This window comes from Tenacibaculum sp. M341 (assembly GCF_004337695.1).
GTDB lineage: Bacteria > Bacteroidota > Bacteroidia > Flavobacteriales > Flavobacteriaceae > Polaribacter.
On the sequence record NZ_SJXJ01000011.1, the window covers coordinates 49,686 to 72,602 of the forward strand.

Here is a 22,917-nt window from a genome sequence, read left to right on the forward strand (position 1 = left end):
AGCTAAATAAACTCCCTTTCATATAATATGTAGCTTTTAATTTATTTAAAGATACAAGCTTTACACACTAGATAAAACTTATATTGAGTAAACCCTACCTTTGAATGAGTGAACTCTATTTTTTTAATTATTATAAGATTTTACTAATCTTATAAATTCACTTTTGTATCCTTCTTTATCTTGACTTTTACCGTTTTCAGCTAAAGCAACCACATCTTCTAATGTCGTTTCATTTTTATATTTAGAATCACGTAAATGCATACCAAATAATGCCACTGCAGATGCAAAATTCATATTTTCTGTTGGTTGAACTGTTTTATCTTTTACAACTTTTGTAATCTTAACACTTCTTCTCTTGTTAGGTTTCTTATATCTGAATTTCACGGTTAATAACTCATCCGAATGTTCATTTTTTGAAACTCTTTTAGTATACTTTAAATCTGGAATATTTTTTAAATATTTACTATCAACTGCTATTGGAATAATTTCATACAAAGCTGTTACGGTATGTCCACTACCTAATTCTCCTGCATCTTTGGTGTCATCAATAAAATCTTCGTCATCTAACAATCTATTTTCATAACCAATTAAACGATATGCTTTTACTTTTTGAGGATTAAATTCAACTTGAATTTTTACATCTTTAGCTATGGTATGTAAAGTACCTCCAAACTCTTTACCAAAAACTTTTTGAGCTTCTTGCATAGTGTCTATATAAGCATGATTTCCATTTCCTTTATCCGCCAAAATTTCTAATTTATCATCTTGATAATTTCCATAACCAAAACCTAAAACTGATAGAAAAACTCCTGATTTTCTTTTCTTTTCAATTAACAACTCCATTTCTTCATTAGAACTATCTCCTACATTAAAATCTCCATCGGTAGCTAAAATCACTCTGTTATTTCCTTTCTTATTAAAATTTTCTTCTGCTAATTTATATGCCAATTCAATTCCCTCTCCACCGGCTGTTGAACCTCCAGATTCTAAATTTTCTAAGGCTTCAATAATTTTATTTTTATGTTTACCTGAAGTAGGCTTTAAAACTACCCCAGCAGCACCAGCGTATACAACAATAGCAACTCTATCTTCTTCTCTTAACTGTTTTACCAATAACTTAAAAGCTTTCTTTAATAATGGTAACTTATTACTATCTCCCATTGAACCAGAAACATCTATTAAAAAAGTTAAATTAGATGGCGGCAGATTCTCTTTTGGTATTTCTCTTCCCTGTAAACCAATTTTAACCAATTTACTTTGTTCATTCCAAGGTGTTTTTACAACCTCTGTATGAATTGAAAATGGATGTTTTCCTTCTGGTTGTGGATAGTTATAATCAAAATAATTAATCATTTCTTCAATTTTTACAGCATCAGTAGGAATGTCATCTCCATCGTTAATCATTCGTCTAATATTACTGTAAGAAGCTTTATCTACATCAATAGAAAAGGTAGATAGTGGTTTATTACTAGTAGTTCTAAAATCATTTTCAATAATTTTTGAATAAGAATCTCTATTTTTTAATGATCTTTTTGACTTACTCTTTTTTCTAGAAATATATCCCATTACATTTCTTCTTCTGGTCATACCATAACTTGCGACAACAACTTCTTCTAAAACACTGTTATCCTCTTCCAAAAGCACATTAATTTTATTTGACTTTCCTACTATTTTTTCAACAGTTTTCATACCAATAAATGAAAACAATAATGTATTTCCTTCTGTTACTTTTAACTGATAATAACCATCAAAATCGGTTTCTATTCCCGTATTTGTCCCTTTAATTACAACAGAAACTCCTGGTAACGGACCTGAAACGTCTGAGACAACTCCTGAAATTAATTTTTCTTGCGCCTGTAATAATGATATACAACCTATCATTAATATGTAAAATAACCTTCTAATCATATCATTTAGTTTTTGATTCTACGTAAAACTAACTTTATGATGAATGGTAAAAAAATCAAAATGAGGTAACTAGTACTTACAACTAGGCAACTCATATAGTAAATGAGTTTTAAACAGCTATCTAACAATAAATAACTATAACACACTTTTACAGAATATCGTATAACAAAAAACACCGCAAAAGCGGTGTTTTTTGTATGCACGGTTTAATAAAAATCAACCTTGCAAATCCCCAACAATTATTTTTTCATAACATAACTTTTTGATGATTAGTTTTCCCTTTTTCACTCTTTCTTTTCATAGCTATTTTTTTCTTCAAACAATTAATTTATTTTCTTTTTACATTGTAAATGTACTAACTACTCACATATTGAAAAACCTATATTGAGTAAACGCTACGTTTTATTGAGTAAACGTTCTTAACAAATAAGTATTAGTATTTTTAGTTTTATCAAAAAACCTTTTTTCTGTACCATATAAAATAAAAAAACCGCTCCAAAAGAGCGGTTATATCTAGGTAATCAGAAAAAACTATGATCGTAAATTGAAGAAAAAATTACCTAGATCTAAAACTTCATCTACTTCTTTTAAGCGAATCAACTGTGTTTTTTTTATTTCTTTCTTCGTTCCATAATGTTTAAAGGTTGTTAGTTTTAAAAATGTAGGTCCTGAAATTTTTTGCTGACTACTTGAATAGTATTTAACTTTCAACTGGTATTTTCCTTCTAAACCTTTTTTTAGCAAAAATTGTTCTGGTCCAAAACCTCTTGTCATATCTTGAGACATTAAACCACCTATTTTAGTTTTCTTATGACTATAGAAACACTTTTCCCCATTAGGATCTATTACCCATAAATCAATATCAGTATCGTTATGATTCCAATCAATTAACACTCTAATGTCTGTTTTTATTGGAGTTATAAATCTTGATTCAAAATGTTGTGTTTCTAATTTCTCTCCATATAATTGAAGCATTCTATTAAACTCTACCAAAGCAATGGCTTCAATTCCTGAAAAACGTCTGCTTTCATCTTTTTCTAATAATTCTCCATTAACAATTTGATATAAAATATCTATTGACTTTTGATATTCATCAACACACTCATACGCCAATGCCAAATCTCTGTAAGACTGAACATCTTCTGGTCTTAGTTTTAAAATTTCTTTATAAGTAAACACTGCATATTCATGCAATTCATAAGCCTCAAATTTATAGGCTAATGCTTTTAACAATTCATAATTATCAACATCTATTTCTGCTACATTTGTTAAAATTTGAATTGCTTTTACATTATCATTTCTACTTTTAAAAAAGTCAGCTACATCAATATAAAATGATGGTGAATTGCCGTATGTTTCTCTTAGCTTTACATACAAAGTATATGCTTCTTTTAAATTGGTTGTTTTATGTAAAGCATCTAAATACGGAGTTTTAGGATTCCATCCCTTTAACTCAGTTTTATCTCTTACTAATTGTTCAAATTGCTCAATTCTTTCTTTACTATTTATACTTCCTTTTTTAGTATTTATAACTATAATTCCTTGAGAAGCTTTCTCTCCGAAGATTGCCCAACTTTGCTGAGCTGTTAATCTGTAAGTATTTACAATTTGTATAGATTTAGTATTAGGTGTTCCGTCTATTAGCTCACCATCTACCACATAAGCATATTTTACTCTCGATTGTTCAGTATTACTTCTTCTTTTACTTGTTAATGCTGATAATTCTGCTTTCTTATTACTACTTCTACCATTATAATTGAATCCATTTGATTGAAAAGATCTAGCATCATAAATTGCTTCATTTTCTGGTTCTACTATTTCTTCATATTCCTCAGCTTCTTCAATACTTTCTACTTCAACCGCTTCATCTTCATCAGTAAATTCTTGTTCTATAATAACATTTGGCATTGGTTCTCCAGTACTATCTATCTTATACAGTTTTTCTTTTGAAAGCTTTCTTTTTATTACACTAAAATCTTTCTTATACCAACTGAAAAAGTCTTCATAAGTTCCATACAAATCTCTTTGTAAATCAGTTAAACGTTGTTTTTTATTATTAACTTTTTGAGACATCAATCTATTGTACTCATCTAACAATTCGCTAGGTGGAACAATTTCATGTTCAACATAATCTTCCACTCTATCTAAAATAAGCATTGATGTAAATGGACTTATAATTTGGTATTGCTTACTAAGTCTTATAATTTCAGTCCTATTATTTTCTTTATCACGAATCAAATCATTCAACTTTTGCTGAGCCCAAATTTTAGGTAACTGATAAACTTTAATACTCCTTTGAGGAATATTTACATTTATCGTTTCTAAAACTTTATCTCCCTGTCCTACAAAAACTTTGAATGTTTTTCCTTTCACATTTCCTTTTCCAACTATAAAAAAATTGTCGGAAATTACACTTCCTTTTTTAGGATATACAGTTACATTTACTGCATCTAAATCTGTTCCTAAAAATTGCAACTTTTCATTACTGAACTTTTCAAAAGCTTTCTTTATTGATAACTGAGCTAAGTTTATATAATCACCACCTGAACAAAGAGCTTTGTCTTTTAAAATAATATGATTGGCACTAATTGCACTATTAATAACATAAGTTTTCTTATCAAAATCTACATTAAAATCATCCAATGTGTTCATTCCATCGGTAAACAATAAATTTGCTTTTGATGTATTCTTTTGAAATTGAAGTATATTAAAAGCAGAACCACCATCATAAACAACAGAGTTTAACTCTTTTTTCAGTTGATTCCAATTTCCATTTTTGACAACAAATTTTTTACTACTTCTAACATCTGTATTAAAAACAACTAACTGTACATTTGCTTCTAATACTTTTTTAAAATACAAATCTAAAAGTGATAATTCAGCCGTTACTTTTTTATTTTTTTGAGAGAGAGAAGCATCCCAAAAAATAGTTATGTTTTTTTCTAGATTCGTTTTATTGGTAGGTATATTTAATTTTTTTGAAACATAGAAATAACGATCTGTAGCTAATATTTTTTTACCTGAAGTATTTAAAGGTATTTTTACCAAAACTGGTTGTGTAACCTTAATTTTTTTTCTGTTTAAAAAAGCGTAATAAGAATCCTTTTTTGAGTTGTATTCAAACTTAGAAATCATTCCTTTTACAACTTCTGGTTTATTTTTTTGATTTAAAACTTCAATTGATACAGAAAAATCTTCTAACTTATCTTTAAAATTAAAAGGCAATTTTAAATAATATGAATCATTATTTAATAATAGTTTTTGTTGCACTCCTATTACAACTCTCTTATACCCTTTTGGAGGTATAGGGTAAATTCTAGCTTTATAAGTGTTTCCTTTCGTTTTTTCTAACAAAGCCGGATCAATTTGTCTTCTCACCGTACTTTCAAAAGCTACTCTAGCTTTCTCTTTTTCTATGACTACAGCTTCTCTTAAATTACCGTTTATATCTAATGCAAAACGATTGACTGATTGATTTTCACCTAAAGGGAATACCAATTCTCCTTCTAAAATCCTGTTATTAGGATTGTAAAACTGCATGTCGTAGGTAGTAAAGACAATATCTCCAATAACTGTGGCTTCAACTTTTATCTTTTTTACAGAAATTTTTTCTTTTCCTATTTTTATAACTGGAATTTCTTGTGCAATTCCATGAAAAAACATCTGTAACAATACAATTATTAAAATCTTACTTTTCATCTGTTTTAATTTTTTTGAAAATTACAGATAAATAACTTACCAAAAAACTACTGTTTAGCTAAACATCTTTTTAAACTAGTAAACTATCTTTTTAAATGAGTAAAACTAATTTGATCCATTATACTAGTTTAAGAAGTTTATTTTTATTTAAAATAAATTTAAATAAGACTTTAATTTGATTCATTTTTAAGTAGATTTGCCGCCGACCTGAAAAATTTGTCTGTATAAATAGACATTTAAATTAATCTACTTGTGAAGAATTTTATATTGTTTGTTACTTTAATAGCGATATTGATAGGCTGTAAAGAAGAAAAAAGTGAATATCAATTATTAAGAGATATCTACAAAAAACCAACTCATTTATGGCCTAAACCAGATATTGATAGTACTGTTGAACATCGAGAATTAGCTATTATTCCAGATGCTAAGTATCCTAACGGAAAACAACCATCGAGAGGTTTAATAGAATTAGGTAAACAACTTTTTTTTGATCATCGATTATCACAATCAAAACAATTAGCATGCGCATCTTGTCATCATCCAGATCAAAACTTTACAGATAATCGACAGGTTTCAATGGGTAATTTATTACAACAAGGAAAAAGAAATGCTCCTACATTATTAAACTTATCTCATAATACTTCTTTCTTCTGGGATGGAAGAGCTGCTTCATTAGAAGAACAAGTTTTAGGTCCGCTTCAAAATCCTATTGAAATGAATACTTCTCTTGATACTGTTGTAGCTAGAGTGAATAATATTAAAGGATATAGAAAAGCTTTTAAAAAAGAATTGAGTAAAGACAAAATTGATATTAATGATATTGCTTATGTTATTGCTTCTTTTGAAAGATCTTTGGTAAGTAACAAATCTAAATTCGATTTCTTTTTACATGGCGATAAAGAATTAACTGAAAGCGAATTAAAAGGATTACATCTTTTTAGAACTAAAGGAAGATGTATGAACTGTCATAATGGTCCACATTTTACTGATCACAAATTTCATAATATTGGCTTATCTTATTATGGTAGATATTATGAAGATTTAGGAAGATATAATGTAACTAAAAAGAAAGAAGATGTTGGTGCTTTTAGAACTCCAAGTTTACGAGATGTTATGAGAACCAGACCATGGATGCATAATGGTTTATTTGACGATATGGATGGTATTTTAAATATGTATAGCAATGGAATGCCACAACCTAAAAGAAAAGAACATCAATTAAATGATAGCTTGTTTCCAAGTACTTCAAGACTGATTGTAAAAACAAACTTTACCGAAGAGGATAAAAAAAATATTATTGCTTTTTTACATACAATTTCCGCTCCTTCTGTATGGATTTTAAAGCCTGAATTACCTAAGGAATAGTCTAAAATTAATTGTAGCTTCTAAAGAAAAGCTTACAAATTAAGTAAATCCAATGTTTTTGTACGTTGGATTTTTTTTGTTTCTGTTTCTACAAAAGTTGCTATAAAAAATATGCTTTTAGGCTTTTCATATTTAGTCAACAAATTGAAGTTTTTTAACTTCTCCTCTATACATTCTTTATTATCAGAATTACCTTCTACTACTAAAATTAATTTTTCACCTAAAACTGTATCAGAAACTCCAGCTACAAAAAATCTAGTATCAATTATTTTTGATAGTTTTTCCTCTATTTTTTCAGGATGTAATTTAATACCTCCAGAGTTTATCACATTATCAAAGCGACCTAACCATTCAAATTGACTTTCAGAAATCAATTGTACCACATCATTTGTAATTACTAAACTATCAGACACTTTTGATGCTTTGATACACAAACAACTTCTTTCATCAATATAAATATCTACATTCGGCAACACTGAATAGAAAGGTTTAGATGCTTCTATATGGTTTAATTTTTTTACAGCTATATGCGTAATTGTTTCTGTCATACCATAAGTCGCAAATACTTTAGTTACTAAACCTTGTAATTCCTTTATTAAATTATTAGAAACTACGCCTCCTCCAACTATTAACTGATCAACTCTATGAAGCTCTTCTAGAGAATTTTGTAGCTGTAAAGGTACCATTGCTGCAAAGTCATAAGCTTTTTCAGTAATGGCTAACGGATTTGAAACAGGTGATATACAGTCTAGTTTCCAGCCTAAAACCAATGCTCTCACCAACATCATTTTACCCGCAATATAATTGGTAGACATGCATAATAAAGCTGTTGTATTTTCTTTTATGCTGAAAAACTCTCCTGTAGCTAAAGCTGAGTTTTTCATATATGCTTTTTTTAATTGAATTGGCTTTGGTGTACCTGTAGATCCAGAAGTATTTACAACCACATAAGATTTATCGTTGAACCATTCTTTTAAAAACTGATAAATTTCATCCGAAAAATTTTCAGCATACTTTAATAAAGTTTCCTGTGAAGAAAATGATTGATTATTTAATTGAAAACTTGAATGCAAAATTTACTTTTTAAAATTGTACTGAATCAATTCCTTCAACCTCATTCATTGGATTGACCTCTTTTACTTTACCTACTAATTTATCTCTCCAATTTTTCCAACCATATTTTTTTGATAAAATCAACAACATAAGTGGATATAAAACAAAAACTGGTAAAAACATTTCCATTCCTACTGAAGGTTCTGAAGTATCAATAAAAAGAGCATCTGTCTGAAAAACTGTCCAATCTGTAGTAACAGCTATTGCTGCAATTATATTATTTATTGCATGTAAACCAAGAGCTAACTCAGTCCCTTCATCTAATAAGGTTACCATACCAAAAAACAAACCTGTTCCTATGTAAAAAACCATTGATATATAGCCCAGTTTTGCTACTTCTGGATTTGCTCCATGCAACAATCCAAAAATAATTGACGTAATAATTAAAGGCAACCATCTATTTTTAGCTGCAACACCAATTCCTTGCATTAAATAACCTCTAAATAATAGCTCTTCAAAACTGGTTTGAAACGGTAGGAAAACAAAGGATATAAGTGCCAATGTAAAAAAAGGAACTGGTTTAAAGTTCCAAACATAATCTTCTGGAGACATTACTATACCTACTCCAATAAATACACCTGCTATTGCTCCCCATAAAATAAAAGCAAACCAAAAACGCCTCCAATCAATAGTATCTCTTGATGTGATTAAGGTTTTAAAGCTTCTTTTGTGAATGTATTTAATACAAAATCTTAAGGCTATCAATCCGAAAATGAACATTAAAATCATTAAAAAGAGAAACAAGTTTTTATTGATTCCTAAATTCAAAAAATTCTCATTTGCCGCTTTATAAAATTCATTAGGATCTTGAGAATGTAAAACACCTGCTACAAGAAGTGGTATAGATCCTATAATTTGCCAAGCAATTACAACGATAAAAAACGTCGCTAAATATAAATACCATTTATTTTCTCCTTTGTAAGCTTGCTGTATGTAATTCATATTCTTTTTAATCTAAATTAAAGTCCCATTTACTGTTTAAACTGTAATGTAAACTACCATTTTTCACTTCTAATGGACTATCAAAATTATTAGTAAATAAAGCTCCTGTTCCTAAACCTTGTGGCATTTGATTGTTTAAAGTATAGGTCCATTGAGCAATTGCATTTAAACCTATATTACTCTCTAAAGCAGAAGTAATCCACCAACCTGCATTCATTTTATTAGCAATTGATATCCATTCATTACTTCCCTTAAAACCTCCAACTAAACTTGGTTTTAAAATAATATATTGAGGTTGTATGGTTTGTAGCAAATCTTCTTTTTTTGTTACATCAAAAACACCAATTAATTCTTCATCTAACGCTATTGGTAACGGTGTTTTTTCACACAAAGATGCCATCTCATCTATTTTACCTTGTTTTATTGGTTGTTCTATTGAATGTAAATCAAATTCTGATAATCTTTTCAATTTTTCCAGTGCTTCACTTGGTAAAAAAGCACCATTTGCATCCACTCTTAATGTGATTAGCTTTTTTGAAAACTGACTTCTTATATATTTTAATAATGCTAATTCTTCTTCAAAATCAATAGCTCCTATTTTCATTTTTATACAAGAAAACCCTTGTGCTATTTTTTCTTTAATTTGAGTTTTCATAAACTCTTTATCTCCCATCCATATCAACCCGTTAATTGAAATGGGTGCTTCTTTAGTTGAAAACTCAGAAGGGAATAAAGTAAACTTATCGCTACTTTTTAATGATAAGAAAGCTTGTTCTAATCCAAATTGAATACTCGGAAATTCAATGGTTTCTTCAAGTAAGCTTTCCTCTCCTAACGTAATATTATCACATACCCATTTTAACTTTTCTTCGTAATCGGGTCTATCATCAACACTTAAACCTCTAAAAAGACCACACTCTCCTACTCCTTCCTTTACTCCCTCAGTGATTTTTATAAAATATGTTTCTTTGGTTCTTAAAACTCCTCTTGAAGTTCCGCTAGGGCGTTTAAAGTTTAATATGTATTTGAAATAAGTAGCAATCATACTATGATTTTATTTTTCAGCAATCTTTTTAAAGTTATTTAAATATCCTTGATCTTGTTTTTTAAACGTTGATTTAAAATAAGGAAATACACAGCTCAATAAGTAAGAATTACTTCTACAAACAGACTCATTTTTTATGGTTGTTACTCCATCTTTAAATGTAAAAGAATAATCATCTGTTTTTAACATATTATCTGCATGAATAAATAATGTTACTTTTTCATTTGGTACATATGCCAACACTTTTTCTTCTAAATTAATTTTTTCTCCATTATTACTTGTTACCACCATTTTATAGGTACTACCAATCTTGCCTGGCTTTTCATCTGTTGCTTCTATAGATTTCAATTCAGGAATCCATTCTTTTATTCTTGAACTATCATTAAATAAACTAAACACTTCTTCTATTGGCTTGTTAACAGCTACTTCTGTGGTATATTTTGTTTCTTTAAAAATTAAACCTGTAGCTAAAAACACAATGGTAAGTGTTATGATTATTCCTAATATTATTTTAATGGTTTTCATGAATATAATTTGTTATTTTAATATTGTGTTAGGTAGACTTTATCTTAAAGATCAATGTTATTGATTGGTGAAGAAACGTCTACTATAGTTCCGTTAGGATCTTTTAGTATCAGACGTCTTTGACCATAAAATGTATCAGTAGGTTTATTTACTATTTCAAATTTTTCTGATTCAGCAATCTTAAAAACCACATCTACATCATTAACAACAAACGTAATATAAAAACCCTGAGGTATTTTTTTTGCTTCCTCAGGAACAATCTCATTTGTCTTATCTATGATACCTAATTCTAATTTTTTATCCTTAGAAGCTAAATGAATAAACCAATCGCTTTCATATGCTATATTAAACTCAAACAATTTAGAGTAAAAATATTTCGTTTTCTCTAAATCATCCGAACAAATATTGGTTAGCATTCGATTTATTGTTTCCATCTTCAACTAGTCTTAAACTATATTTGATAGGTTTCTCCTATTTCTAAAATCTTTAGTTCTTTATTCGCTTTTTCAAAAGCTGTTTTCGCTTCATCAGTGTCTATTGTTATCGGTGGAAATGTGTTAAAATGACATCCAATTACAGTATCACACTCTACCAAATCACTCGCAATTACAGCATCTTCTATTCCCATAGTAAAATTATCTCCTATCGGAAAAATAGCAGCTGTCAATTTTGTAGTCATTGGTATTAATTTCATATCCATAGTTACAGCAGTGTCTCCTGCTACATAAAGAGATTTTTCTCCTGCAGTAATTACAAATCCACCTGGCTGACCTCCATAAGCACCATCTGCGAATGATGATGTATGAACTGCATTTACATATTTAGCTGAAAAAACATCGGTTTTAAAAGTTCCTCCATGATTAACAGGATGTCCTTTTAAATTTTTCGCACCGTAATACATAACAATTTCATAATTAGAAACAATGGTTGCCCCTGTTCTTTCGGCTATTGTTTCAACATCTAATACATGATCTTGGTGTGCGTGAGTTACTAAAATATAATCTGCTTTTATAGTTGCTATATTTATTGACGATGCTAATGGATTTCCTGAGATAAATGGATCTATTAAAATATGAGTTCCGTTAATATCTATACCAAAACAGGCATGTCCGTAAAATGTAATTTTCATTTATATGTAAGTTGTTTTTTCGTTTATAAGTTATCAATGATCAATTAACATGCATCAACAATGGAAACTAAAAATATCTACTGCATGATGCTTGATCATTGAATATAGTAAATTTACAAAATGGCACTTCCCAATCCAAAAAGAATCGCAAATAGAAATGTACTTAAAGCTACTTTTTTAAGCTCTCCATCGAATAATTTTTCATCTGTATTTTTATATACAAAGAGCACGTGTTTTATAATAGGAATATATGCTATTAAAAAAAGAAACTGAAAAGGTGTTCTGTAGTTAATTGACACATATAATAACGCAAACAAAAAAGAAGATGCTAACAAATAATAATGATAATACTTTGCGAATTCTTCTCCTATTTTTACTACTAATGTATTTTTGCCTGATGCTGCATCATTAACTCTATCACGCATATTATTTAAGTTTAATACAGCTGTACTTAACAAACCAATAGAAAAAGCTGGTAAAAATATTGTAAAGTTGATTTCTTTAGTGTACAAGAAATAAGTTCCGACTACTGCTAATAACCCAAAGAATACAAATACAAATACATCTCCAAAACCACTATAACCATATGCCGATTTTCCTACTGTATACTTTATAGCTGCAACTATGGATGCTATACCTAATCCAAAAAACAATAATGAATATAGAAAGTTTTCTTTACCAAAAGCTGTATAGATTAATAAAAGCGCTACTATTAAAGTAATAATTGCTGTAATAATCATAGCTTGTTTCATTTGTTTTGGACTAATAGCGCCTGATGCTACCATTCTAGCTTCTCCTTCTCTATTTTTATCCGTTCCTTTTATACCATCACCATAATCATTTGCAAAGTTTGATAATACTTGAAAACCAATAGTCGTTAAAATAGCTAACCAGAAAATTGAATTCTCCAATATGCTTGGCTTGCTAAAGTTTCCTTTAAAAACGTTTGCCAAAACATCATAAGAATCATTATACCCTAAAAAAGCTCCTACAATAATTCCGGAAACAGATAATGGTAACGTTCGTAAACGTGCTGCTTTTATATAGTTTTTTATCATTTTTAATCCATAAAAAAAGGAAGAATAATTTCTTCCTTTTCTTTATTCGTATTATAATTTATAAATTATTTGCTTCAGCAATTAGCTCTGCAATATCTTTTACTACAATTTGATCTTCTTTTAAGTGAAATTTCACACCATCAGTCATCATTGTATTACAGTAAGGACATCCTGTTGCTATAATTTCAGGATTTGTTTCTAAAGCATCCTTAGTACGTAAAATATTAATATCAATATTTCCTTGTTCTGGTTCTTTAAACATTTGAGCTCCACCAGCACCACAACATAAAGCTGTAGATTTGTTACGCTTCATCTCTGTAGATTTCACTCCTAAACGACGAATTAAATCACGCGGAGTTTCATATACATCATTTGCACGTCCTAAATAACAAGGATCGTGGTATGTTAATCTTTTATTCTTTAAATTTTCACCTTCAATAGATAGTCTATTCTCAGCAATTAACTTATTAATGTATTGTGTGTGATGATATACATTATAATTTCCTCCTAAACCAGGATACTCATTTTTTAAAGTATTATATGAGTGAGGGTCGCAAGTAACTATTGTTTTAACTTCATAAGCATTTAAAATTTCAATATTAGCCATTGCTTGCATTTGAAATAAAAACTCATTTCCTGCTCTTTTTGCTGCATCTCCTGTTGAACTTTCTTCAGTTCCTAACACCGCAAAATCAACATTTGCTTGGTGTAATATTTTTACAAACGATTTAGTGATCTTTTTAGCTCTATCATCATAACTTCCTGCAGCTCCTACCCAAAACAACACTTCTGGTTGTTTTCCTTGAGCCATCATTTCTGCCATTGTTGGTACGTTCATAATTAATTTTAAATTTTGGAATTATGAAATCTAAACTTTTTCGTTCTATTCATAATTGTAAATTAATAATTGTTTTTTTGGTTGTTACACCGTATACTTTTTTGGAAATCAATTCAAGTTAATGAACCGTTGAGTACTACTCATCTTTCCAGTTTAATCTATCCATTTGACTATACTGCCAAGGCGCACCATTGTTTTCAATGTTAGTCATCATCATGTTTAACTCTTGTGGAGCAGCAGACTCTTCCATAACAAGGTATCTACGCATTTCCATAATAATAGATAAAGGATCTATACCAATAGGACATTCTTGTACACAAGCATTACAACTTGTACATGCCCATAATTCTTCTCTGGTAATATAATCGTCTAATAATTGCTTTCCATCTGGCTTAAATTCACCATTATTTTCATCAATATTTTTACCAACTTCCTCTAAACGATCACGAGTATCCATCATAATTTTACGAGGAGATAATTTTTTACCTGTTAAGTTAGCTGGACAAGATGATGTACATCTACCACACTCTGTACAAGTGTAAGAATTCATTAACTGTACCCAATTTAAATCGGTTACATCAGAAGCACCAAACTTCTCTGGCTCTTCATCCTCAGCACCATCTTCTGGCATTGCATATGGATCTGCATTTGGATCCATCATCATTTGTACTTCTTTAGTAACTGCTTCTACGTTTGTAAACTGACCTTTAGGTTTTAAGTTAGCAAAGAATGTATTTGGGAATGCTAATAAAATGTGTAAGTGCTTTGAATAATATAAATAGTTCAAGAATATTAAAATACCGATAATGTGTAACCACCAAGCAGCTCTTTCGATAGTATGAAGTTCTTCTGGTGAATATCCGCTAAACCAAGGAGCAATAAATTGAGAAATCACATTTCCATGACCAGCCTCTTGAAAATGAACATCCGTAGCATTCATCACTAAGAATAAAGTCATTAATACTATTTCAAAATATAAAATAATATTACCATCATTCTTTGGCCATCCTTCCATTTCTTTACTCCAAAAACGCTTAATTTTTTCAATGTTTCTTCTTAACCAAAAGATAATTACAGAAACTAATACTAAAACAGCTAAAATTTCAAAGTTCCCTATTAAAAAACCATAAAGACTTCCTAAAGGTCCACTAAAAATTCTGTGAGTTCCTAAAAATCCATCTACAACGATTTCGAGTACCTCTATATTAATAAGAATGAATCCTATGTAAACAACAACATGTAAAATACCAGAAACGGGTCTGCGTACCATTTTGTATTGCCCTAAAGCAATCTTTGCCATGTTTTTCCATCTTTCAGGTTTTCTGTCTGTTCTATCTACATCCTTCCCTAATTTTATATTTCGTATTAACTTTCGAACATTCATTACGAAATAACCTATTCCTGCGATAAATATTAGTGCAAAAAAGATGTTTGGTACGTATTTCTCCATTTGTTATTATTACTTAATTATTATTTAATCTTTATTGATTACTTATGTTCTTATTATTGTTTTCTTGATTATATGGCTTTGGTTTCTTTCCAAATAAAGAAAAATGCACAAATCGTTTCGGATTCAATTTCATTTCTCTCAATAGCTCTTCCATTTCTTTAGTTGCATTATTTAAATTCGTATACAATTGGTCATCAGAAAGTAATTTCCCCATTGTACCTTTACCACTTTTAATGGTTGCTAATAAAGAATTTGCATTTTGCAAAGTCTGTTCTAATTTCTTAACCGTTTCACCTAAATTAGCTTTCGCTAAATCTTCTGAAACTTTAGTGAAGTTATCTGTTATTTTTTTAGTATTTTCAACAGTTGCGCTAAGATTCGATTTGTTTTCTGATAGTAATTTATTTACCGAACTAATTGTAGCATTCACATTTCTCATAGTAGCCTCAAAACCTACCATAGTTCTATTTAAACTTTTTCTTGCATCTTTGTCTAAAGTAGAGTTCAATCCAATTACTAAAGAATCTACATGCACTAAAACACTTTCTAATTTTGCTTGTATTGGATTTAATTTCTCTCCTACTGATGAAAATAAATCTGATTCAATATCTCCGTTTAAATAATCACCTGAAATAGCATTTTCACCCTCGTAATTAGGAATAATTGCTAAGTTTTGACCTCCCATTAATCCGGCAGAGTAAATTTTAGCTACACTTTTTTTCGAAAATTTAAAGTCGTCATCAATAGACATTTTCACTAATAAACTTCCTTTTTTATCTGGCTTAGGATTAAAAGTAATTTGATCTACTTTACCTACTTGAAGTCCGTTAATTGTAACAATACTCGCTTCACTCAAACCATTAATATTCTCATATTCAACAAAGAAATAACGCGAGCTAGGGCTAAATATATTTTGTCCTTTTAGGAAGTTATATCCCCAAATTCCAAGAGCAATAATTGCTAATGATATAATTCCTGTTTTAAGTTCTTTCGACATAGACTATATATTACTAAAACACGAAATTACTAATTATTTTTGGGAGATTTAAGTAGATTTTTTCTAAATTATCGTTTTCTGAGCGCTTGTTGTATAGAAATTTTCTGTCCATTTTCAAAAGCAACAATAAAACACCCCTTATGACCAGCATTTTTTGCAACTTTTAAATTCTTTTTAGCTTGAGTAAAACTAGTTGAGCTACCATAATAGTATTTGAAGTATTCATCTATCACTAGTACTTCAACATCTTCTAAACCTCTAAAATTAAAATTCTCATCTGTTAAATACTCTCTTGATGCTGCTATTTGTACCTTAAACTCAATAATTACTTCTTGAGGCACTATTGTTAAAACTGGTTCTTGTTTGTCAATCTTTGCAGGTTTCTTTTCTGTAAGATTCTTTGTAGGTTCTTTTTTCTTAATCTTTTCAGTGCTAACAACAGTTTCTTTCTTTTTAACTGGCGGAGTGCTTTTAGGTTTTACCTCTTTTTTAACTGCTGGTACTTTTTTCTCTTTCTTGGCTACAGTAGTTGTACTAGTTTCCTTTTTTCCAGTAATTGTATTTTGCTTTTTATCGGAGGTTACTACTTTGTTGTCAACCGTATTTAATTTCTGTTGATTAATATATTTTCCTATTGCTTTTGCTATAGATTTTGCCATTTTTAACTGTCCTACGGAAGAGTTCAAAAATTTACCTTCTGCCTTGTTAGTAAGAAAACCTAACTCAATTAATACACTAGGCATCACAGTTTCTCTAAGTACTAAAAAGTTGTTCTGTTTTACACTTCTATCATACCTTTTTGCTAAAGAAAAATTATTCTGAACAAGTTCTGCAAAAGCCAAACTTTCATCTAAGTTTTCTTCTTGAAGCATTGACAGACTAATTACAGACTCTGGTGAATTTGGATCATAATCATAATTTTTCTCATAATTATCCTCCATTAAAATTACAGCATTCTCTCTTTTGGCTATTTCTAAGTTTTGTTTATTTCCACTTAATCCTAAAACAAAAGTTCCGGCTCCAAATGCTTTTGGACTTCTATATGAATCACAATGAACAGACACAAACAAATCTGCTTTTCCTTCATTCGCTATTTTAGCTCTATTATGAAGTTCTACAAAAACATCTTTGTTTCTGGTATACACTACTTCAATATCTTTATTGTTTTTTTCAAGCTCTTTACCTATTAATAAAGCTACTTTTAAAACAATTTTAGATTCTCTGTATCCATTACCTAAGTTACCAGGATCTTTTCCTCCGTGTCCTGCGTCTAAAACTACCTTATACTTCTTTTGTGCATATGAAGTATGTATCCCGTACATCACAAATATTAACATCAGCATATAAACTGAAGTTATTCTATTAATATTATATTTGCTGAATTTTAAGAAATGCATCAATAAAATTTAACTAATTTTGGCTCTTTAAGGTTTGGTGCTTCAAATATTGAGCCATACTTTTATCAAACAAAAATAGCATTTATCGAGTTGAAAGCAAATTCATCCTACATACTTTTATTTTTATTTCTTTTTTGCTTCAAAATAAGTGTTGCTCAAGAAGGTGATAAAAAGGGAATTCCAGAGCAATTAATTACAAAAAAAGATTCAGCTAAGGTTATAAAAGAAAAAACAAATTTTAGCATTAAAAACGACAGTGTACCTGTTGTAAAAACCGATTCTATTCCCAAAGACTCTATTATTAAACCAAAAGAAGTTATTGATTATATAGTTACTCACGATGCTGAGGATTATACAATTCAAAATGCAAAAAATAAAACTGTAACTTTATACAACAACGCAAGAGTTGTGTATGGTGATGTTGATTTGAAAGCTGGTAAAATAATAGTAAACTATAAAAATAATACTGTATACGCTACAGGTATAAAAGATAGTACTGGTTATGTACAGCGTCCTGTTTTTAAACAAGGAAATCAAGAATCTGAACAAGATTCTATTTTATTCAACTTTAAAACTGAAAAAGCACTTATTTATGGTATTAAAACAGTGCAGGGTGAAATGATTACCTATGGAGAAAAAACAAAACGTGTAAATGATTCTACTATATATATGAGTAGACTTCGTTTTACAACCTCTAAAAAGAAAAGACCAGATTACCATATTGCCACTAACAAAGCAAAACTTGTTCCTGGTAAAAAAATTATTGTAGGTGCAAGTAACTTGGTTATTTCTGATGTACCTACTCCTTTATATTTACCATTTGCGTATTTTCCTTTAACACAAGAAAGAACTTCTGGTTTTATCATTCCTTCATGGGGTGAGAATAATCAACAAGGATTCTTTTTACAAAATGGTGGATATTATTTTGCTATTAGTGATTATTTTGATTTACAAGTTACTGGAGATGTATACTCCAATGGAAGTTGGGCTATAAACACAAATACAAACTATAAGGTTCGGTATAAATATTCTGGAGGACTTAGTTTCCGTTTTCAGAATTTAACAACTAGTATTAAAGGATTTAGCGATTTTTCTCAAACATCTAATTATAATCTTTCGTGGAATCACCGACAAGACACTAAATCTAGTCCTAACTCTAGTTTAACTGCACGAGTTAATATTAGTAGTAGTAGTCAGTTTTTTAGACAATCATTAAATGAGATTGATCAAAATCAAAGATTAAATAATTCATTTAACTCCTCTATTACGTATTCAAAAAAGTTTGTGGGTACTCCTTTTAATATGACTACAAGTATTACTCATAATCAAAACTCAACAAACGAAATTGTTAATATGACATTACCTAACTTGCAAATAAATATGGATCGTATTTATCCGCTTGCAGGAAAAGGAGGTATTAAAAAAAACCCAATACAAAAAATAGGTGTTACTTATAACTCAAGTACAGAATATAGAATACGAACTACTGAAGATAATTTCTTAACCTCAAGAATGTTTGAAGGTGCTAGATCGGGGGTTCAACACAATGCTAGTGCTAATACCAACATAAAGGCATTTAAATATTTCACTTTATCTCCTAATGTAAGTTACAAAGACGTTTGGTATTTTAATCGAATTCAAAAACGTTACGATCCTACATTCGAAAACAATGACGACACCCTTGGAGCAGCTGTAAACGACACCATTAGTGGTTTTAATAGATTTAACGAATATAATTTTGGGGTTTCTTTAAGTACTAATGTTTATGGTACGTTTAATTTTAAAAAGGGACGATTAAAAGCTATTAGACATACAATTAGACCTACAGTATCTTGGAGTTACCGTCCTAATTTTGCTGAAGAGTTTGAACAAACTGTTCAAAGTAATGCTGATGGAGACATGATTACCTATAACCAATTTGAAGGAGGTATTTATGGTACTCCTGGAATTGGTACTTCTAACTTGATTAGTATGAGTGTAAACAACGTATTAGAAGCAAAAGTTGCTCCTAAAGATGATGACGATAGTGATGAAGACAAAAAAATAACACTTCTTAATAACTTAAACTTTAGTACTAGTTATGACATTACTAAAGATTCCTTACGTTGGAGCAACGTTAGCTTTTCTGCAGGTACACAACTATTTAAAAATAAAATGGCGGTAAACCTTTCAGGTAATCTAGATCCTTATCAAATAAATGATCAAGGAGTTCGTATCAACAAATTCAATAAAGACTTATTTAGATTGAATAGCGCCACTTTAACCGCAAACTATAGTTTTTCTAGTAAAGATTTTGAAGATGATAAAGGTGGTCAAAACAACAATAATCAGAACAACAATCCAAATAACCCACCTGACGTTTTTGGATCTGATGTAGACCCTACAAATGGTTTTGTGAATAGACAACCAAGTACTAGTAAAGAACCAATTGAAGAAGAAGCTGAATTATACAAAGCTAAAGTGCCATGGGATTTAGCATTAATTTATTCTGCTAATTATTCTAACAACGGTATTAATAACGCAGGTATACAAACACATACTTTAGGTTTTAGTGGAAATGTAGAACTAACTCCTAAATGGAAAGTAGGATTTCGCTCTTCTTACGATATAAAAAATGGCGCTTTCTCTTACACTACTATGAACTTTTCTAGAGATTTAGATAGTTGGCGTTTTAACTTTAATTGGGTTCCGTTTGGTAACTTTACTTCATATAACTTCTTTATTGGAGTTAAATCTTCTATGTTAAGTGATTTAAAATGGGATAAGAGACAACCACCTGATAGACGTTTATTCTAATAAACAGATAGTTTAAGTTTACAGATAGGTATTATTCAAAAAATAAAGCAACTAAAAAACTTATATAAAATGAAAAAAATAATTAACACAAGCAAAGCTCCTGCTCCTATAGGTCCGTATAACCAAGCAGTTTTAAGTGGTAATACATTATACACATCTGGACAAATAGCTTTGAATCCAGAAACAGGAGAACTTGTATTAGATGATATACAAACTGAAACTAAACAAGTTTTAGAAAATATGAAAGCGGTATTAGAAGAAGCTGAAATGACTTTTGAAAATGTTGTAAAAACTTCTATTTTTATATCTGATATGAATAATTTTGCTGCTATTAATGAAGTTTATGCTTCATATTTTAATGAAGAAAGCGCACCAGCAAGAGAAACTGTAGAAGTTGCAAACTTACCTAAGTTTGTAAACGTAGAAATTAGCATGATTGCTATAAAATAACATATAAAAGGATGCCTTTAAAAGGCATCCTTTGTCTAACTAATAAAAAATAAGTAATAGAAATTTACTTAAAAAAACTAATTCATCTGTGCTAATAGCTCATCTATAGTTTTAGCCATTACAACACCTGGTAATTTAACTGGTGAACCTATTTGCGCTACAAAAGTTCCTTTTACTTCTCCTTTCTTAAAAGTAGTAAACCCAACTCTATAAAGTCCTCTTGTTAACGCTTTCAACGGATCTCCTTTTTTACTCTTATATCTTAATAACGAATTGTATTTTCTTCCACTAGGCTGTTTAGGCATTTCTCCACTATCATCGTTTCTTGCTAATACTGTCCACGAAGCAGAAGCTGCATCTTTAATTTTTTCTTTTGTTAAAATATCAGATCTTTCTAAAGTAATGTATGTGTCAAAATAATCTTTAGCATCAGCATTTGCATCAAATGTTTTTCCTTTTATCGGATTTTTCGCCTTAACATTTTTAGCTGGAGACATCATTCTTAGTCCTAATTCTGGAGCTACTGCAGGTACCCAAACATAAATGTAATAGAACTTTTTTCCGTTTTTAACTTCATCTTCAGTATTAGGTGCAGCATATCCTAAATAACTTACCACATCTGTATATGGTACTTTTTTCTTTACGAAACCTATCTTTTTTTCTATTGAACTACCAAATGATCCAAGTTTTTGAGCATTTGCTGTTGATAAAGTAAAAATTGAGATCGCTAATAATAATGTAATTTTCAGTGTTTTCATTTTTTTGTTGATTTATTACAACACAAAATTACATATGAAGAAGGCTTTAAAAATGTCTCAATAAAAAAGTGACATCATCTAGTTCATATTTGATCACTTTAAGAAGTTATTTGTTTTAAAAATAAAAAAACTGCGAGTAACTTAATACTCACAGTTTTAAAAAAAAGATACTCTTTTCCTCTTTTTCTTATACTATAATGATGCTGAATACACTAATAAATCTACTATTTTAGTTGCATATCCATACTCGTTATCATACCAAGAAATTACTTTGAAGAAGTTTTCGTTTAATTCAATACTAGCTCCTGCATCAATGATAGAAGTTCTAACATCAGAAACAAAATCTTGAGATACTACTTCATCATCAGTATACCCTACTACTCCTCTTAATTCTCCTTCAGAAGCTTCTTTTAACTTAGCTAAAATATCTTTTAAAGAAGTTGCTTTTTCAGTTCTAAAAGTTAAATCAACTAAAGATACATCTGCAGTTGGTACACGAACAGCCATACCAGTTAACTTCCCTTCTAATGCAGGAATTACTTTTGTTACAGCAACAGCAGCTCCCGTACTTGTTGGTATCATGTTTCTTAATACAGAACGTCCTCTACGCCATTTACTATTTGGCCCATCAACAGCATCTTGTCCAGATGTAGCTGAGTGAATTGTAGTCATTAATCCTTCTACTAACCCGAAGTTATCATGAACAACTTTAGCTAAAGGAGCTAAACAGTTTGTAGTACAAGAAGCATTTGAAAAAATAGCTTCATCTTTAGGAAGTTCTGTATGATTTACTCCCATAACGTACATGTTAGCATCTTTAGAAGGCGCAGAAATAATTACTTTCTTAGCACCACCTTTTATATGTAAGCCTGCTTTCTCTTTAGTTAAGAAAAAACCTGTTGATTCAATTACATAATCAGCACCAACCTCATCCCACTTTAAGTTTTCAGGGTTTCTGTCTGCTGAAATTCTTATTGATTGACCATTTACTACTAAATTACCATCAATAACCTCTACAGTACCATCAAAACGACCATGTACAGAATCATATTTTAGTAAATACGCAAGATAATCTACATCTAATAAATCATTAATTGCTACAACTTGAACATTATCTCTTTGAATTGCTGAACGAAACGCTAAACGCCCGATTCTACCAAAACCATTAATTCCTATTTTTATCATTTTTTTGAATTTTATCTAGTGTTGTTTGTATTTCTTTTATTGTTTCATTGTAATCATCTTGGAAGCTTATATAATTTGGATTTGCTCCAAACCCGAAAAGATTTTCATACAATGCGTCAAAATGTTCTTTATACGTTTTCTGATCCTGTTCTAATTTTTCTATTCGTTTAATTAACTCTTCATTTTCAGTATTTAATTGTGTATATGAAAATGAAATAAATAGCACAAAACAGAGTAAGAAACCTATAAATATATTTTTCAT

General features: G+C 29.7%; 19 protein-coding genes. 3 read left to right on the plus strand and 16 right to left on the minus strand.

What is annotated here, in order from left to right; genetic code table 11:
* Positions 1-123: 123 nt before the first annotated feature.
* Both EYW44_RS13915 and EYW44_RS13920 read right to left on the minus strand, forming a co-directional pair.
* Positions 124-1,908, minus strand: a complete 1,785-nt coding sequence (locus EYW44_RS13915) for a vWA domain-containing protein (RefSeq protein ID WP_132724279.1) — start codon at positions 1,906-1,908, stop codon at positions 124-126.
* A gap of 531 nt (positions 1,909-2,439) precedes the next feature.
* A complete protein-coding gene (locus tag EYW44_RS13920; RefSeq protein ID WP_132724280.1) occupies positions 2,440-5,607 on the minus strand; it encodes a VIT domain-containing protein in 3,168 nt (1,055 codons plus the stop codon).
* 252 nt (positions 5,608-5,859) lie between these two features.
* Here EYW44_RS13920 and EYW44_RS13925 point away from each other — a divergent pair, with 252 nt between their 5' ends.
* Positions 5,860-6,972: a cytochrome-c peroxidase gene (locus EYW44_RS13925; RefSeq protein WP_165872231.1), complete on the plus strand. Its 1,113-nt coding sequence runs from the start codon at positions 5,860-5,862 to the stop codon at positions 6,970-6,972.
* Between the two features lie 32 nt (positions 6,973-7,004).
* On the opposite strand, the gene EYW44_RS13930 is transcribed toward EYW44_RS13925, so the two are convergent.
* The 11 genes from EYW44_RS13930 to EYW44_RS13980 form a co-directional block, all read right to left on the minus strand.
* Entirely contained in the window at positions 7,005-8,045 is a 1,041-nt protein-coding gene (locus EYW44_RS13930) for an AMP-binding protein (protein WP_306766635.1), read from the minus strand.
* 10 nt (positions 8,046-8,055) lie between these two features.
* Positions 8,056-9,027, minus strand: a complete 972-nt coding sequence (locus tag EYW44_RS13935; protein ID WP_132724282.1) for a CPBP family intramembrane glutamic endopeptidase — start codon at positions 9,025-9,027, stop codon at positions 8,056-8,058.
* Positions 9,028-9,034: 7 nt separating this feature from the next.
* Positions 9,035-10,072, minus strand: a complete 1,038-nt coding sequence (locus EYW44_RS13940; protein ID WP_132724283.1) for an o-succinylbenzoate synthase — start codon at positions 10,070-10,072, stop codon at positions 9,035-9,037.
* A gap of 9 nt (positions 10,073-10,081) precedes the next feature.
* Positions 10,082-10,597 carry an SRPBCC family protein gene (locus EYW44_RS13945; protein WP_132724284.1) on the minus strand — a complete coding sequence of 172 codons (516 nt, stop codon included), beginning with the start codon at positions 10,595-10,597 and terminating at the stop codon, positions 10,082-10,084.
* 44 nt (positions 10,598-10,641) lie between these two features.
* On the minus strand, positions 10,642-11,031 hold the full coding sequence (locus tag EYW44_RS13950; RefSeq protein WP_132724285.1) for a VOC family protein: 390 nt from the start codon (positions 11,029-11,031) through the stop codon (positions 10,642-10,644).
* Positions 11,032-11,048: 17 nt separating this feature from the next.
* On the minus strand, positions 11,049-11,726 hold the full coding sequence (locus EYW44_RS13955) for a metal-dependent hydrolase (protein ID WP_132724286.1): 678 nt from the start codon (positions 11,724-11,726) through the stop codon (positions 11,049-11,051).
* A 113-nt stretch (positions 11,727-11,839) separates the two neighbouring features.
* Positions 11,840-12,784 carry a 1,4-dihydroxy-2-naphthoate octaprenyltransferase gene (gene menA / locus EYW44_RS13960; RefSeq protein ID WP_132724287.1) on the minus strand — a complete coding sequence of 315 codons (945 nt, stop codon included), beginning with the start codon at positions 12,782-12,784 and terminating at the stop codon, positions 11,840-11,842.
* 58 nt (positions 12,785-12,842) lie between these two features.
* A complete protein-coding gene (locus EYW44_RS13965; RefSeq protein ID WP_132724288.1) occupies positions 12,843-13,622 on the minus strand; it encodes a (Fe-S)-binding protein in 780 nt (259 codons plus the stop codon).
* Positions 13,623-13,758: 136 nt separating this feature from the next.
* The gene (locus tag EYW44_RS13970; protein ID WP_132724289.1) at positions 13,759-15,072 is read right to left on the minus strand and encodes a 4Fe-4S dicluster domain-containing protein; all 1,314 of its coding nucleotides are present in this window, start codon (positions 15,070-15,072) and stop codon (positions 13,759-13,761) included.
* Positions 15,073-15,103: 31 nt separating this feature from the next.
* Entirely contained in the window at positions 15,104-16,069 is a 966-nt protein-coding gene (locus EYW44_RS13975) for an MlaD family protein (protein WP_132724290.1), read from the minus strand.
* A gap of 68 nt (positions 16,070-16,137) precedes the next feature.
* Positions 16,138-17,391: an N-acetylmuramoyl-L-alanine amidase gene (locus tag EYW44_RS13980; RefSeq protein WP_243643665.1), complete on the minus strand. Its 1,254-nt coding sequence runs from the start codon at positions 17,389-17,391 to the stop codon at positions 16,138-16,140.
* Positions 17,392-17,556: 165 nt separating this feature from the next.
* Here EYW44_RS13980 and EYW44_RS13985 point away from each other — a divergent pair, with 165 nt between their 5' ends.
* Both EYW44_RS13985 and EYW44_RS13990 read left to right on the plus strand, forming a co-directional pair.
* Complete coding sequence (locus EYW44_RS13985; protein ID WP_207893797.1) at positions 17,557-20,262, plus strand: putative LPS assembly protein LptD; 2,706 nt, start codon at positions 17,557-17,559, stop codon at positions 20,260-20,262.
* A gap of 69 nt (positions 20,263-20,331) precedes the next feature.
* On the plus strand, positions 20,332-20,712 hold the full coding sequence (locus tag EYW44_RS13990; protein ID WP_132724292.1) for a RidA family protein: 381 nt from the start codon (positions 20,332-20,334) through the stop codon (positions 20,710-20,712).
* 77 nt (positions 20,713-20,789) lie between these two features.
* Here the strand turns inward: EYW44_RS13990 and EYW44_RS13995 are convergent, their stop codons facing one another.
* The 3 genes from EYW44_RS13995 to EYW44_RS14005 all read right to left on the minus strand — a co-directional run bounded on the left by EYW44_RS13995 (position 20,790) and on the right by EYW44_RS14005 (position 22,917).
* Complete coding sequence (locus EYW44_RS13995; RefSeq protein ID WP_132724293.1) at positions 20,790-21,470, minus strand: LipL32 family surface lipoprotein; 681 nt, start codon at positions 21,468-21,470, stop codon at positions 20,790-20,792.
* Between the two features lie 192 nt (positions 21,471-21,662).
* Entirely contained in the window at positions 21,663-22,655 is a 993-nt protein-coding gene (gap, locus tag EYW44_RS14000; RefSeq protein ID WP_132724294.1) for a type I glyceraldehyde-3-phosphate dehydrogenase, read from the minus strand.
* Positions 22,636-22,917, minus strand: coding sequence for a type VI secretion system TssO (locus EYW44_RS14005; protein WP_132724295.1), 282 nt, complete (start codon positions 22,915-22,917; stop codon positions 22,636-22,638). Before EYW44_RS14005 ends, gap begins: the two co-directional genes overlap by 20 nt.

Bases quoted from the DNA above. Each gene is read 5' to 3' on its own strand.
- EYW44_RS13915 (WP_132724279.1), bottom strand. From the start codon at position 1,908: ATGATTAGAAGGTTATTTTACATATTAATGATAGGTTGTATATCATTA.
- EYW44_RS13920 (WP_132724280.1), bottom strand. From the start codon at position 5,607: ATGAAAAGTAAGATTTTAATAATTGTATTGTTACAGATGTTTTTTCAT.
- EYW44_RS13935 (WP_132724282.1), bottom strand. From the start codon at position 9,027: ATGAATTACATACAGCAAGCTTACAAAGGAGAAAATAAATGGTATTTA.
- EYW44_RS13940 (WP_132724283.1), bottom strand. From the start codon at position 10,072: ATGATTGCTACTTATTTCAAATACATATTAAACTTTAAACGCCCTAGC.
- EYW44_RS13945 (WP_132724284.1), bottom strand. From the start codon at position 10,597: ATGAAAACCATTAAAATAATATTAGGAATAATCATAACACTTACCATT.
- EYW44_RS13950 (WP_132724285.1), bottom strand. From the start codon at position 11,031: ATGGAAACAATAAATCGAATGCTAACCAATATTTGTTCGGATGATTTA.
- EYW44_RS13955 (WP_132724286.1), bottom strand. From the start codon at position 11,726: ATGAAAATTACATTTTACGGACATGCCTGTTTTGGTATAGATATTAAC.
- menA (WP_132724287.1), bottom strand. From the start codon at position 12,784: ATGATAAAAAACTATATAAAAGCAGCACGTTTACGAACGTTACCATTA.
- EYW44_RS13965 (WP_132724288.1), bottom strand. From the start codon at position 13,622: ATGAACGTACCAACAATGGCAGAAATGATGGCTCAAGGAAAACAACCA.
- EYW44_RS13970 (WP_132724289.1), bottom strand. From the start codon at position 15,072: ATGGAGAAATACGTACCAAACATCTTTTTTGCACTAATATTTATCGCA.
- EYW44_RS13975 (WP_132724290.1), bottom strand. From the start codon at position 16,069: ATGTCGAAAGAACTTAAAACAGGAATTATATCATTAGCAATTATTGCT.
- EYW44_RS13980 (WP_243643665.1), bottom strand. From the start codon at position 17,391: ATGTACGGGATACATACTTCATATGCACAAAAGAAGTATAAGGTAGTT.
- EYW44_RS13990 (WP_132724292.1), top strand. From the start codon at position 20,332: ATGAAAAAAATAATTAACACAAGCAAAGCTCCTGCTCCTATAGGTCCG.
- EYW44_RS13995 (WP_132724293.1), bottom strand. From the start codon at position 21,470: ATGAAAACACTGAAAATTACATTATTATTAGCGATCTCAATTTTTACT.
- gap (WP_132724294.1), bottom strand. From the start codon at position 22,655: ATGATAAAAATAGGAATTAATGGTTTTGGTAGAATCGGGCGTTTAGCG.
- EYW44_RS14005 (WP_132724295.1), bottom strand. From the start codon at position 22,917: ATGAAAAATATATTTATAGGTTTCTTACTCTGTTTTGTGCTATTTATT.